This is a genomic window from Mesorhizobium sp. P2_D6 (assembly GCF_056404315.1).
This window is the reverse complement of sequence record NZ_JBFUEG010000011.1, coordinates 111,548-125,554: the sequence shown is the minus strand read 5'-3', so window position 1 is coordinate 125,554 and position 14,007 is coordinate 111,548. Positions and strand designations below refer to the sequence as shown.

The following is a 14,007-nucleotide window of genomic DNA, read 5'->3' as shown; positions in this document are numbered from 1 at the left end:
TGACGCGAAAATTGTCCCGCATCAAAGTCTCGACCGCAGCGAGCAGGCGAAATATCCAGGAACCATGACGCAACAGATCGATCAGCTTCTTTCCCAGCTTCAGCCGCGGCTCGACGCCGCCGCTGTTGTCACCGGCAATGCGGTCGATCCGCGCTATGGAGACGATCTCTCCGGCAAGGACGGAAGCCGGCCCGAACTGGTCTTGCGTCCGCGCAGCGCCGGCGAAGTCGCCGAGATCCTGCGAGTTTGCAGCGGCCTTGGCCAGAAGCTGGTCGTCCATGGCGGCCGCACCGGGCTGGCCGGCGCCGCGCGCGTGCAGCCGGGCGAAGCGGTTCTGTCGCTGGAGCGCATGAGCGTGGTCGAAGCGCCCGACCGCCAGGCGGCAACCATCATCGCGGAAGCCGGCGTGCCGCTGCAAATGGTGCAGGAAGCCGCCGATGCGGCCGGCCTGATGTTCGGTGTCGATATCGGTGCGCGCGGCACCGCGACGGTCGGCGGCAACATCGCCACCAATGCCGGCGGCATCCGCGTGCTGCGCTACGGCATGTACCGCGCGCAGGTGCTGGGGCTGGAGGCGGTGCTTGCCGACGGTTCGGTCCTGACCTCGCTGCGCGGTCTGGCCAAGGACAATTCGGGATACGATCTCAACCAGCTGTTCATTGGCAGCGAAGGCACGCTGGGCGTCGTCACCCGTGCCTGCCTGCGACTGCATCCGAAGCCCGCCACCGAGGTTGCCGCCTTCTGCGCGCTTGCCTCGCTGGAGGCGGCAATTGCGCTGCTCGGGCTGCTGAAGCAGCGGCTCGGTCCGTTGCTTTCGGCCTATGAGGTGAATTTCTCGCCGCTCTACGGCGCCATGATTGCCGGCATGGACGCGCCGGCGCCCCTGCCTGCCGGCGCGCCCGTCTATGTTCTGGCCGAGATCCAGGGCAACCAGGCCGAGCTGGACGGCGAACGTTTTGCTTCGGTGCTGATGCAGGCCGTCGAAGACGGCATCGTCGACGATGTGGTCGTCTCGCAATCGCCGCGCGAATTCCGCGCGCTTTGGGACATACGCGAGGAGGCCAACCGCTTCCTGTTTGCAATCGAGGGCCTGATCGGCGTCGACATCTCCATTCCGCTGTCGACGATGGGGGCTTTCCTGCGCGACGCCGAGGCGGCAATTCGAGCCAGGGATGGCAGCGCCGAGATCTACGTCTTCGGCCATCTCGGCGACGGCAATCTGCACTATCAGGTCGACACCAGGGAACCGGCCGCCGCCTATGAGATCATCTATCGCGGCGTGGCCGCATGCGGCGGCTCCGTCTCGGCCGAACACGGCATCGGCCTCGACAAGAAGAAATGGCTGAGCCTGGTGCGCAGCGACGCCGAGATTTCGGCCATGCGCCGCCTCAAGGCGGCTTTCGATCCCCACAACATTCTCAACCCCGGACGGATTTTCGACATCGCTTGAATGCTACGCGGGACTAGCTCGCAGCTGACAAAAGCAGCGCCTGGAAGTCGACGGTTCTCACCTGCTCGATGCCGTCCAGCGTCATGTTGCCGGCGACGTAGACGATGATCGCCAGGCCGAGCCAGCCGATCCAGCGGTATCTGGCAAGCAGCGCCGCCACCAGCGTCGAGGCGACAGCCATCAGAACCACCGACAGGATGAGACCGAACACCAGCGCATTCATGTCATGGGCGGCCGCGCCCGCCACGGCCAGCACGTTGTCCAGCGACATCGAGACGTCGGCGACCACGATCTGCAGGATCGCCGTGCGCAATGCCTTGGCCGGCCGCACGGCCGCAAGCGCTGTCGCGGCAGGGTCGGCGTCGCTGTCTTCATCGCCGCGGGTGGAACGCAATTCCTGGAACATGTTCCAGCACACCCAGAACAAAAGCATGCCGCCGACCAGCATGATCCCGGGAATTTCCAGCAGCTGCACCGCGATCACGGCAAAGACGACGCGGATCACCGCGGCCGCGGCTATGCCGGCGACGATCGCCTTCTGGCGCAATGCTTTGGCCAGGCCCGCGGCCGCCATGCCGATCACTACGACATTGTCGCCCGAGAGCACGAGGTTGATGGTGATGACTTCCAGATAGGCGGCGACAGTCGTCTGGTCGAAACTCATAAAGCGGTCTCCCCGGAAGGCTCCGGCTGGTTGCGGCGGATCGGACCGATGTCTGCGCAAACGCGAAGACAGCTGATTTGAGTGCAGCCCGGCATTGAAACAAGACGCCAGGCGCAGCCAATCGTTCCTCATCCACGGAATTCATCGCCGGATCGATGCTTGCCGACAGAAATGGCTCCATGGAAAGGGAAGACAAAAGCGGTCTGCTTGCCTATCAATGTCGTCGACCAAAGGAGAAACGAGCATGGGCAAGACGGCATTGATTTTCTGGGGCGGCTGGGAAGGTCATACCCCGGCCCGCAGTGCCGCTGTCGTCAGCGAGATGCTGGCCGGCCACGGCTTCGACGTGCGGATCGAACAGGGCACCTCGGCTCTCGCCGATCCGCAGCTTTCGGCAATCGATTTGATCGTCCCTGTGGTCACAATGTCGACGATCGAGAAACCGGAGCTGCAAAACCTTGTAGCCGCCGTCAGAGGTGGAACCGGCCTTGCCGGCTTTCACGGCACCATGGGCGACAGCTTCCGCAACGAGCCGGACTATCACTTCATGACCGGCGGCCAATGGGTCGCCCATCCTGGCGACATCATCGACTATCGCGTCGACATCACCAGCGATGATCCGATCGTGCGGGGCATCGGCGGTTTCGCCTACCGTTCCGAGCAGTACTACATGCATGTCGACCCGAGCAACGAGGTGCTGGCGACAACCACGTTTGGCGGCGAGCATCTCGACTTCGTAGACGGCGTCGTCATGCCCGTGGTCTGGAAGCGCCGCTACGGCAAGGGTCGCGTCTTCTTCAGCGCGCTTGGCCACACGGCGGATGAGTTTTCCGTGCCGCAAATGCGCAGCATCTTCGAGCGCGGCGTGCTGTGGGCCAGCCGAGCGGCCTGATCCTGGGCCTGTCGTCAAGTCGGGCGGTGGTCTTTGTCCGGTCAGATAAGAAGTCTTGGACGGCCAGCGGCTATTTTTCCCGCATTGCCCGGCGGAAGTTCTGCGTGATCGGCTCGGCGAGGTAAGAAAGCACAGTGCGAGCACCTGTCCGGATCATCGCCTCGCTCGACATGCCGGGCAGCAGCTTGCGGCCCTCCAGCTTGGCGAGAACCCGTTATCAGCGACCGCTCGCTCCGGCGGACGTCGGTTCGCGTTAGCTTCGTGACTCAGGGTTCGCGGATGCTTTCGTCGAGACCACGCAGGAGCGGATAGAGGAAATATGACAAGATCGTGCGGTTGCCCGCCTTGATCTCCGCGGATACCGCCATGCCGGGGATCAAGCGAAAACTGCTCGGCACATCACGCAGGTCGGTCGCGGTCAACTCCACCCGTGCCTTGTAGTAAGGACGCTGCTGCCCAGCATTCTTCGGATCCGGCGTGAAGGTGTCGTCCGAGACGGTTCGAACCTTACCGGACAGGGTACCGTGCTTCTGGAAGGGCCACGCCTCGAGTTTCAGGCGAACTTCGCTGCCGGGCTCGACATGGCCGACATCGAGCCCCTCGACAGAGACTTCTGCCTCCAACGGAGAGCCCAGAGGAACGAGGGTGTAGAGCGGCTCTGCTTCTTTCAAGACCGAGCCAACAGAGCGCTGCGCCACTTCGAGCACGATCGCGTCGGCGGGTGCGGTTAGCACCGTGACAGCCTTCCGCCGCACCGCCTTGTCGAGTTCTCTGGCCGCGGCATCGTGATCGCGGCGCGCTTGGACCAGGTCCTCAGCGGTCTTCTGGCGGAACTCTGCGAGGTAAGCCGCTTCCTCGGCCTTCAAGCGCTCCACATTCTCCTCGAGCTCAGCCATGTTATTGCCCGCAAGCAGAAATTCCTGCTCGACCAGCAGCCGCTGACCTTTGGCAGAGAGATAGTCGACCTTCGAGCCGACCTCCCTCTTCACCAGAACGTCCCGCATCGTCTCAAGATCCTTTGCCACGCCAAGGCGGAGCTCCAACGCCTCGCGATCGGCGCTCTTGGTCGCCATCTGGGCTTGAACATTACCGATCTGCCGATCGTAAGAAGCCAGCTTCGCCTTGTTCTCCTCGATCCTCCGGATCCATATCGTCGTCTGCAGGCGCGCTTCGTCATCCAGGTTTTGGGGCTTGTACGGCCGGTCGTCGAGCTCGGACTCGAGTCGCCCGATTTGCGCGGCGAGGCTCGCGACATTTCCCCGCAATTGGTCGGCATCGGCTTCACTGAAAGTCGCGTCGAGGGTCGCCAATACGTCGCCTTTCCGCACGATGTCGCCCACCTTGGCGTCGATGCTGCGCACGGTCGAGATCTCGAGCGGCTGCACGACAATCGTCGAGGCCGTCGTCACCAGCTTGCCTCGTGCGACCACGATCTGGTCGACCTTGGCCACCGACGCCCAAATGCCTGCGACCATGATGACCGCGACAAGTGCGTACAGCGTGGCCCCCACGACCCAGGGCGGGCGCCGCTCGTCGATCTTGCGGGCATCGCTTTGAAAGTCTCTCACTGCTGGAAGGAGCGTGCTCATCGGGCAAGATGCCTGTTCTGCTGGTTCCATAGCTGTCGGTAAGTCATGCAGCGGGACAGGAGTTCGCCATGTTTCCCGTGATCGACGATCCGGCCGCGATCGAGCACGACAATGGCGTCCGCTGCGACGAGCGAGGACAGACGGTGCGAAACCATGACCACGGTTCGCCCCTCGGCAATGCGGGCAAGGTTTGCCTGGACGATCGCCTCGCTCTCGGGATCAAGCGCGGAGGTCGCCTCGTCCAGGATGAGGATGCGCGGTTGGCGCAGCAATGCACGGGCGATCGACAGGCGCTGCTGCTGGCCGCCCGACAGGTTGGTGCCGCCCTCCTCGAGCAAGGTGTCGTAGCCCTGCGGCAGCAGCTTGATGAACTCGTCGGCACCCGCCATCGTCGCGGCGTGGACGATCTCCTCCAGGGTCGCATCTGGCTTGGTCGCCCCGATGTTCTCGCGCACGGTGCCGCGGAACAGAAAGCACTGCTGCATCACGACGCCGACGTTGCTGCGCAGATGCGGGAGGTCGAGCTCGCGAATTTCATGACCGTCGATCCGCACCGAGCCGTGCTGGATCGGGTACGTGCCGCGCATCAGCCGCGTCAATGTCGACTTGCCCGAGCCGCTGCGCCCGACGATGCCGAAAACCGAACCGGCCGGGATGGTCAGCGACACGTCGTTCAGGGCCGGCGGAGCGCTTTCGCTGTAGCGGAAGATCACATGCTCGAACTCGACAGTGCCCGCGATCGGCGGGCGCAGGCCGCGCACATTCGGTGGCCGCTCCGGACTGCGGTTCATGATGTTGCCGAGCATTCGCACCGAGAGCCCGGCCTCCTGGTAGCCTTGCACCAGACCGACGATCTGTGAGAGCGGCGTGGTGACCCGGCCCGACAGCATGTTGAACGCGATCAGCGCGCCCACCGTTATCTGGTTGTCGAAGACCAGCAGGGCGCCGAAGCCGACGACCGCAACCGTCAGCAGCTTTTCGAGGAACCCGATCACCGCCTGCGCCGAGGTCGAGATCCGCCCGACGTCGAACCGCGACTCGGCGGCCTGGGCGCAGAGCGCGTCCCAGTCGCGCTGGCGCAAGGGCTCGGTCGCCAACCCCTTGACCGTTTCCATGCCGTGGATGGTCTCGACGAGATAGGCCTGACGCTGCCCTTCGGCCTCGTAAAGGACGCGCAACTTGCGGCGGTAGAGCGGGATCAGCCCGCCGATCACACAAGCGGTGAGGGCGGAAAAGCCGAGCACCATTATGGCGAGGCGGCTGCTGTAGAGGAACAGCAGCGGCACGATGACCAGCAGCGAGGTGGCGTCGAGCAACGTCAGGAAGAGGCGGCCGGTCAGAAACTCCCGGATCTTCTCGACCTGCTGCATGTGCTTGGTGATGACGCCGGCCGAGGCGCGCTCGAAGAAATCGATCGGCAACGACAGCAGACGCGCGAAGGTGCGGATCGAGGTGCGCACATCGATCCGCGCCGAGGCGTAGACCAGCAGGATGCGCCGCAGATAGTTGAAAATCGCGTCGAACAGGATCGCGGCGCTGACCCCGATGGCGAGCACAGCGAGCGTCGTATAGGCTTGGTGCACGAGCACCTTGTCGACCGTGATCTGGATGAAGATCGGCAGGGCAAGCGCCAGCACCTGCAGCGCGACCGCGGCCACCGCGATGTCGCGGAACATCGCCCCGTTGCGGACGACTTCCGGGAGGAACCAGGTGAAGCCGAAGGGCCGGCTTTCATCCGTCAGCGCGAATGAGCGGCGCAGCAGCAGGAGCTCGCCGGTCCACTTCCTGCAGAACGTCGCCTGGTCGAGGGGCAATACCGCGAGGCGGTCGGCGAGGGGGTCGAGGACCCCGACCTTGTTCTCGTTGAATCCGAGCAGGACGACGCTGTTGCCGTTTGTCAGCCGGGCGATCACCGGATAGGCGTCGCCGAGGCGTTGGAGATCTTTCCAGCCGACCTTCAATTTGCGGCTGCGCATGCCGCTGCTGCGGGCGATCTTCGGCAGCAGCCGGGTGATGTCGTCGTCGGGCCTCATCGCAAAGTCGTGCTTGATGCGCTCGGGGGAAAGATCGATGCCGTAGTGCCGCCCGATGGCGACAAGGCACTGCAGTGCGGTTTCGACTGGAGATCCTTCCACGGTACCGTGCAGATAACTCGCAGTGACAGCCTTGACGACGGGCGAACGCGTTCGGGTCGCCCAGGCCAGGATGAGCCATACGAGCACCGTACACAGCAGGAACTGAACCGGGGGGCTCGGCCTGTGGAGCCACTCGGCGACCAGCCCGTGCCCGGCGGCGACGAGAGTGGCGAGCGCATCGGACAACCAGCGATTCAGTTCGCCGTAGAGATCGTTCATGGCTCTCGCTCCGCGGCGTGCTGGCTGGTCGGCGCGTGGACGGACGCTTTGCCGCTAACGGGCTTCGGCATACTCCCGCTTCGCCTCCGCCGTGACGGACGAAGAGGGGCTCCATTCGGTGTGAGGTGCTGACGCATTTCGGCTATTGCTCGTCGCTGAAATTCGGCGATTTCGGCAGCCGCAGCGCCGTTGCCGCCGCGGGCGTTGCCGCCGCAGGCCATGCCGGCTGCGGCATCAGCCGCACCACCGTCGCGCCAGCTTCTCCCATTTCCTCCCCGACCGGCGGGGGAGACGTGGGCTGGGAGCCCGACTCGGCTCCGGGCGATGGCTGTGGCGACCGCATCACGCCCGCCTTCTCGAGCTGTTCGCGCATGCCGTTCTGCGCCTGCAGCATTTGAGAGAAGGCCTGCAGGCTGGTGATCAGCCGCTGCGTCACGCGCGGCTCGGAGCCCGACAGCGACACCAGCTCGATGCGGATCATGCCGTGCTTGAGCGAAATCTCGCCAAACGCGTCGACAAAGGTTTCGGGTACTGCGTCCATTGCCCCACCCCAGTTCTACAAGAAGGGCGGCCGGGCGAATGCCCGGCCGCGGATGGTATTCCGTCAGGCGACAGCGATCGTGAACGGGTCGCTCTTGGTATCATTATCGCCGTCGGCGATGGTTGCCGTGAAGTTCACGTTGAGCGGCTCCGGGTTGAACGTGTTGGAAATATTGAACTCGATCACCGGGATCTTCACGGTGCCCGAACCCATGAAGAGCTGGACCGCGTCCAAGTCGTTCGTTTGGTTGACGGAGGGGATGACGAAGCTCTTTTGCCCGCCGGCTTCTGAAGTGAGAGTCGTCACCTTGGTAATGGTGCCCACGGTGATCGAGCTGTCGGCGTTGCGGGTGTAGGTCCTGTAGAAGAGGCCCTCGGTCGTGGGGTCGTAGCCGCCGACCGAATTGTCGATGAAGACCTTCATGCTGCTGACCAGGACCGTCGGGTCAATCACAAAGCTCTCGTCGTAGGCCTTGTTGGCGTCGACGATGGTGTCGACGTTGGCTTCGGCGTTGCCGTCGAAGTTGTTGTTGCCCACCCCGATGCCGGAGGTGCTGACATTCATCGCCGACGGGTCGATATAGGACGGCAGGGGGTTGGTCTGGATTTGGGCTTCGGTCTTGTTGAAATTGGCTTCGATATCACCTACCGACGCACCGGCTTTGACGGCCGAGAACACAATTGACCGGGTTCCGATCGTCAGCGTCCGCACCGGATCCGGCCCGCCCGCATCGAGGCTTCCGTTCGCGCTCGAAATCGTCGTTATCCCCCCGGGGGGAGTCGTCAGATCGAAGTCATAGCTGGGGGGGCCAGCGTTCGGGTCGAAGGTCAGTGTAAACTGCACCGTCTGATTGTTGGCGATGCCGTCGTCAGTAAAGTCGGCTGTGATCGACCCGCTGTAGTGGAAATCGTCGATCCTGGTCAACGAGCTGTTGGAAGCCGTGGCCGTCACGGCGCCATGCGTGTCGATCTCGAAGGTGTCTAGTGCCAGGCTCAGTGACTTGAACCCATCGGCGCCGAGAGCCTCGGTCCAGGTGCCCTGGGCGCCCGCGCTGTAGGTGCCGGAGGAGTCGTTGACCGCCATGGTCGGCCCGTCATCGTCGAACTTGACGAGCAGGCCGATGTTGTTGTCGGAATCGGTGGCGGTGTCGCCGTCACCGTCGGTACGGGTGACGTTCATCTGCACTGCGCCCGACGCCAGCGTGATCGTCTCATCGTACGAGGCGCCGCCGGTCGGATGCTTCAACGACAGATACTGGGCGAGGAAGACCTCACCTGTGGTCGCGTTCGTCGCCAGCGCGAAGGCCACCGTGCCTGCGGGATCGGCGGTGTCGCCTAACGCGTTCTCGGTGCCGACCCGGCCGAGAATCAGGCCTGCGGCGCTGCCGGTGCCGTTATACAGGAAGATCTTGGTGCCTGCGGTGGTCTCCACCCCAGAGTCGGTGCCGTTGCCCACGCTCAGCGCATAGCTGAGGGGCTGCGCCGCCGGCCCATCGGCCCCGGCGCTGCCGCCTGTCACGGTCAGCAGCGAAGCGGTGCTGCGGGCGAAGCCGATCGCGCCGGTGCCCGCCACATCCGGATCGTCGCCAGGCGACGGCACGTTGGTGAACAGGCTCGCGACGGTTGTCGCGCCGAAGGCGATCGCCGTGCCGTCGACATCGGTGTCGGCCTGCACCTCGGCGGTCTCGTCGTGGCGCACCGAGGCGGTGCCGCTCACCACAGCGGTGATCGTCGGCCCGTCATCGTCGAATTTGACGAGCAGGCCGATGTCGTTGCCGGAGTCGGTGGCGGTGTCGCCGTCGCCGTCGGTGCGGGTGACGCTCATCTGCACCGCGCCCGACGCCAGCGTGATCGTCTCATCGTACGAGGCGCCGGGAGTCGGATGGTGCAGTGACAGATACTGGGAGAGGAAGACCTCGCCATTGGCCGCGTTCGTCGCCAGGGCGAAGGCCACCGTGCCGGCGGGATCGACGGTGTCACCACCCACGTTCTCGATACCGACCCGGCCGAGAATCAGGCCTGCGGCGCTGCCGGTGCCGTTGTACATGAAGATCTTGGTGCCTGCGGTGGTCTCTACCCCAGAGTCGGTGCCGTTGACCACGCTCAGCGCATAGCTGAGCTCTTGCGCCGCCGGCCCATCGGCCCCGGCGCTGCCCGTCACGGTCAGCAGCGAAGCGGTGCTACGGGCGAAGCCGATTGCACCGGTGCCCGCCACGTCCGGATCGTCGCCCGGTGACGGCACGTTGGTGAATAGGCTCGCGACGGTTGTCGCGCCGAAGGCGATCACCGTGCCGTCGACATCGGTGTCGGCCTGCACCTCGGCGGTCTCGTCGTGGCGCACCGACGCCGTGCTCGCCGCAGCCGTGATCGTCGGCCCGTCATCGTCGAACTGGATCTGCGTGCCGGCAAACGCGCTCGCGGCCTGGCTGCTCAAGATCGTGAATCCGCCGATGTCGAGGGTGATGTTCGAACCCGATCCCTTCACGGGTTGGACGTTTTCGATCAGCACCCGAGTGTGGGCGCTGGTGGTGGTGTAGGTGACAGCATCCCCGTTCTTGACGCCCGAGATGACCGCAGTATCGCCGCTGAGGTTAGCAGCGACGATAACGCCATTAACCTTGACCTGGGTGATGTTGACCGGATCGTCATCCGCAAATCCCTCGACGAAATTTGTACCTGTTTCGGCCACCCCGTCGTGGTCATTGAAGGCGGAAATCTTGACTGTGACGGCGTTACCGGTCGGGTTGACCTGGGCGACCGTGAACGAGGCCGAGGTGACACCTGTGGTATAGCCGGTGAACTGGATATTGCCTTCGTGGTCTGCCTCCGTTGCGTTGAGACCTTCGGGTAAGTGCGGATCGGGGTTTGGGGCTACCGTGAAATCTTCAGCCGGATTATCCACGAAGGTGAAATTCATGCCATTGCCCGGCGCGAGATGCTGGCCGTTCACGCCAACCGTCGCGTGGGGTCCGGCCTGGCTGCTGCTGACCGTGTCGCCTGAATGGTCATTGTCCTCGGTGTTCGGGTCGGGGGCGCGCCCCGTCACCACGATACCACTGGTGCTGACGCCCGCGGGGTTGTTGCCGAACATCATGAACTCGTTGGCGCCCGATGGCGCATTGTCGAAGGAGAAGGTCGTTGTCTGGGTCGCCGCGACCTTGAGGTGGTTGTCGAGATTGACAGTGAAATCGTGATTGTTGTTGTCCGTGTGCTGCAGCGGCTCGAAGAGCACGGTCCAGAACTTGCCGCCGGTGATCAATGAATTGGTCGTGGTCTCTTCGAGATAGACCGCAAACACTATGTCGCCGGTTGGATTTGCCACCCCCCCGACGGCACCCTCCCTGCCGAGGACGACGTTGTCGTTATTGGGGTCCGTGTAGAGGAAGATCTGCTTGCCCTCGAGGGTGAAAAGCCCGCTGGCATCCCCGTCGAGCGCACCGTTGGTCGCGTCGACGAAGCCGAGGCCATTGACGGTGAAACCCGAGTCAGGCGTGACGCTGAGATCATCGCCCCCGCCGCCTGCGATTTGAATTGCGCTCGCGAGGTTGACTCCCGCGTTGCTGAACGCGGTCGAGACATTTGACGGCACGCTGGCCAGCGCGACGTCATTATCCTGCAAGCCGGCCGTTTCGTCGATTTTCGTGCTTCCGATAACATTGATGGTCAGTGCCATTGTCTTTTCCTCTCAAAGGTGCCGCGAATGGTGGAGTTTGGATGGCCGAACGTGAGGAAGGGTGCTGCCGGAGGGCGCTCCGGCAAAGCTGAAGGCTGTCGTCTCGCCCTGCTGATTGGAAGCACGACAAAGCTGCCGCCGTCGCCGGTTTGCGCCCCGGCGGCCTGGTCGTTGAGGACCTCGTCGTTGAGAATGATCGACACCTGTTCCCCCAATCGTATGAATGGCCGCTGAAACAGCCCCGCCGAAGTGCATCCCCAAGCCAAAGATCGATTCCTGAAGGCGCCCATTCTAACGGAAGATCGTGCACTGAATTGCGGCCCTTGATCCCTATTGTCCCGTCGAAGAGGAGGCGCGTCCATTCGCGGTTCGATAGTGTTGTGGTGAATGGCCCTACCCTGATCGAAGGATATACATCCTTCGACAGATCGAGCCGCGACAGGCGCTCGCGGGTAACCGCGTTGGTTTGGAGGATCGATCGATATGCCGTGGGTTTCCGGCCCGCCACCGGTATCCTGTCGACGCAACCTGCCTTGCCAGCTGGCCGAAGGGAGGGATCAAAGCCCGCTTTTGTGACCTGGTGCCAGATGGTCGGCACCTTCGCCAAAAGTCGCCCAGGCGAGTTCCGCCCTGCTGCCGAGGTGGAGCTTCTCGTAGACGTGATGCAGGTGCATCTTCACCGTGCCTTCGGATACGTGCAGCCGCTGCGCGATGATCTTGTTGCGCAGGCCGCGTGAAACAAGGCCGGCGACTTCCGTCTCGCGCCCCGTCAGCTTCGGCGCGGGCTGAGGCAGCGGTCTCGGCGTCAGCAGATGCTGGAGGATGTGGTTGTCGACCCACTTTCGGCCGGCTGCCACCGCATTGACGCATTCGACAAGGTAGCTGTGGCTGATGCCGTCCATCAGTAGGCCGTCGGCATCGAGCCCCGGGATTTCGTTGAAGTCGAATCCGCCGTTTGGCTGCAGGATGTAGATGATGCCCAAAGCGCCGCTGGTGGCTCTCAGCCTTGTGGAAAGACCGGCCGTCTGCCGGTCCACAACATCCAACCCTATGATGACAAGATCAGGCCGGTGGCGCTCCACCAAGGGGAGAACCTCAATCGTGCGGTGGCATTCTGCGACAACGCTGTGTCCCGCCTTACGCAAAACCCACTCTAGACCGGCGAGATAGACCCCCCGCGGGTCTGCTACAACCAGGGCAGACATGTGAACACCGTCCGTAAAAAACGCAACGAACTTTGTTTAATATGTCAAGAAAACCAGAGCTTTGGGCAATTGTCAAGAAATTGCTAATATACTAATATAACCAAGGCTATAAAAGAAAGTCGTGGGCGTTCTCCGCGCGTTCGATAGGCAGCACCGAGACGCTCGTGATTGCGCAAGTAAGAGCTATCAGGCTCTGCGCAGCGCTTCGGTTTCGGCCAGATGGATGCCCATTTCGACAAAGGCGGTGAGCACCGAGAAACGATCCGCCACCGCAACCCGCGCCAGTCCGGCCAGAATGCCGGCATTGACGGCATGGGCAGCGGGCAGCGGCCGTAGCCTCGGCCCGTTGGCCTGATCCGCCGAGTCATTGACATGCCGTTGCACCGCCAGCGCGATCCAGCCGGCAGGGGTTTGCTGCCGCGCCATCGCCGCCTCGGCGACAGCCGCCCGGCGGCTTGCATTGCCGGGTTCGCCGACCCAGTCCTGGATCAGCGCCAGCGTTTCGAGATCCTGCTCCTCGAGCAGCTCGGTCAGATGATCAAGGCACTCATGGCCCCACCAGATCGCTGCCCGGTCGGGCAGGAGATAGGCGCAAAAGGTGATCGCTTCTTCGGGGATGCGGCCGGCCATCAGCCGGCGACAGAACTCGAGCGAGGGTTGGTCGGTGGGAAGAGCCGTCATGTCCCGGGCAACGGCGCTGTTTGCGGCGAAGAGATCGCGTGCGGTCTGGAATCGAAGCCCGTTGACCATCGCTGCTGTTGTCCTCCCCCCAGGGCAGCTCTCACTCAACTCGCCTGCGAGCCGCGGGTCAAGCCTGTCGACCGCCACATGTCCATGACGTTGTTCACAGACAAACGCGCCGCGCTTTGGTATATTCCACAAACAGACCCTCCGATCCGAAAAAAGGCGAAGCCGGCTTTCGGAGAAGATTTGGGTCGAACGGAACATGGAGCCTGACCGTCTTGGTCCGACGGATCGGGCTTTGGTGACATCGGAAGCTCAGAGCAATTCCAGGAAGAAGCGGCTTTCCGTCCGGAATTGCGACGAAACAATGAGTCAGAGGAGGAGTAACCGTCATGCAGCGGGGCAGTTTAGTCTTAGTGTTGGCGGCCGTGCTTTTCTCCACGCACGCTTATGCCGACCCACTTCAGAAATCGGAAGACATCGTGAAGTTTTTTGCCGGCGCGATCGATCACGGCGCGGCGCGCGGGATTTGCGTCGGCACCGAGGATGAGTGCAAGAGCAAGACCGGCCAGAAAGATAAGCCGTCGGAGAAGGCCAGCCTCGATATGCTGATCAATTTCAGCCTGGATTCGTCCGAGCTCGACGCCAAGGCGCGCAGCGAACTCGACGAATTCGCCAAGGCGCTGAGGGACGATCGGCTGAGCAAGCTGTCCTTCGTCGTCGAAGGCTATACCGACGCGTCCGGCTCGGCGACCTACAATGAGGGCCTGTCGCAGCGCAGGGCGCAATCGGTGACGGCTTTCTTGGAATCCAACGGCATCGCGTCCACCCGCATCACGGCGGTCGGGCTGGGCGAGGCCAATCCGCGCAATCCCGACCCCTACGCTCCCGTCAACCGCCGGGTCGAGATGCGGATCAAGGCGCAGTAGCTTCGCTGGCTGCGTCTTTCGGCCGTG

At 63.3% G+C, this 14,007-nt stretch carries 11 protein-coding genes and 1 pseudogene; 3 read left to right on the top strand and 9 right to left on the bottom strand.

The genetic code is table 11. The annotated features are described in order from the left end of the window. The first annotated feature begins 64 nt into the window (after positions 1-64). Positions 65-1,450: an FAD-binding oxidoreductase gene (locus AC1D1L_RS22655; protein ID WP_477343677.1), complete on the top strand. Its 1,386-nt coding sequence runs from the start codon at positions 65-67 to the stop codon at positions 1,448-1,450. A 13-nt stretch (positions 1,451-1,463) separates the two neighbouring features. Here AC1D1L_RS22655 and AC1D1L_RS22650 read toward each other — a convergent pair whose 3' ends face one another. After that, positions 1,464-2,114, bottom strand: a complete 651-nt coding sequence (locus AC1D1L_RS22650) for a YjbE family putative metal transport protein (RefSeq protein ID WP_477343676.1) — start codon at positions 2,112-2,114, stop codon at positions 1,464-1,466. A gap of 244 nt (positions 2,115-2,358) precedes the next feature. On the opposite strand from AC1D1L_RS22650, the gene AC1D1L_RS22645 reads away from it, so the two are divergent. Next, the gene (locus AC1D1L_RS22645) at positions 2,359-3,006 is read left to right on the top strand and encodes a ThuA domain-containing protein (RefSeq protein WP_477343675.1); all 648 of its coding nucleotides are present in this window, start codon (positions 2,359-2,361) and stop codon (positions 3,004-3,006) included. Positions 3,007-3,076: 70 nt separating this feature from the next. Here the strand turns inward: AC1D1L_RS22645 and AC1D1L_RS22640 are convergent. The 8 genes and pseudogenes from AC1D1L_RS22640 to AC1D1L_RS22605 form a co-directional block, all read right to left on the bottom strand. Beyond that, positions 3,077-3,214, bottom strand: a pseudogene (locus tag AC1D1L_RS22640) (HlyD family type I secretion periplasmic adaptor subunit); the annotation flags it as partial. Positions 3,215-3,272: 58 nt separating this feature from the next. Beyond that, positions 3,273-4,595, bottom strand: a complete 1,323-nt coding sequence (locus AC1D1L_RS22635) for an HlyD family type I secretion periplasmic adaptor subunit (protein ID WP_477343674.1) — start codon at positions 4,593-4,595, stop codon at positions 3,273-3,275. Next, entirely contained in the window at positions 4,592-6,949 is a 2,358-nt protein-coding gene (locus AC1D1L_RS22630; protein WP_477343673.1) for a peptidase domain-containing ABC transporter, read from the bottom strand. Before AC1D1L_RS22630 ends, AC1D1L_RS22635 begins: the two co-directional genes overlap by 4 nt. Positions 6,950-7,091: 142 nt before the next feature. After that, on the bottom strand, positions 7,092-7,490 hold the full coding sequence (locus tag AC1D1L_RS22625; protein WP_477343672.1) for a hypothetical protein: 399 nt from the start codon (positions 7,488-7,490) through the stop codon (positions 7,092-7,094). A 63-nt stretch (positions 7,491-7,553) separates the two neighbouring features. Beyond that, positions 7,554-11,162 (bottom strand): DUF5801 repeats-in-toxin domain-containing protein, encoded by a 3,609-nt coding sequence (locus AC1D1L_RS22620; RefSeq protein ID WP_477343671.1) that lies wholly within the window; start codon positions 11,160-11,162, stop codon positions 7,554-7,556. After that, positions 11,153-11,365, bottom strand: a complete 213-nt coding sequence (locus AC1D1L_RS22615; protein ID WP_477343670.1) for a hypothetical protein — start codon at positions 11,363-11,365, stop codon at positions 11,153-11,155. The genes AC1D1L_RS22620 and AC1D1L_RS22615 overlap by 10 nt, the downstream gene beginning before the upstream one ends. A 354-nt stretch (positions 11,366-11,719) precedes the next feature. Continuing rightward, entirely contained in the window at positions 11,720-12,367 is a 648-nt protein-coding gene (locus AC1D1L_RS22610; protein WP_477343668.1) for a LuxR C-terminal-related transcriptional regulator, read from the bottom strand. A 186-nt stretch (positions 12,368-12,553) separates the two neighbouring features. Further along, positions 12,554-13,117: a DUF6931 family protein gene (locus tag AC1D1L_RS22605; RefSeq protein ID WP_477343667.1), complete on the bottom strand. Its 564-nt coding sequence runs from the start codon at positions 13,115-13,117 to the stop codon at positions 12,554-12,556. 326 nt (positions 13,118-13,443) lie between these two features. On the opposite strand from AC1D1L_RS22605, the gene AC1D1L_RS22600 reads away from it, so the two are divergent. Beyond that, the gene (locus AC1D1L_RS22600; RefSeq protein ID WP_112565989.1) at positions 13,444-13,980 is read left to right on the top strand and encodes an OmpA family protein; all 537 of its coding nucleotides are present in this window, start codon (positions 13,444-13,446) and stop codon (positions 13,978-13,980) included. Positions 13,981-14,007 lie beyond the last annotated feature (27 nt).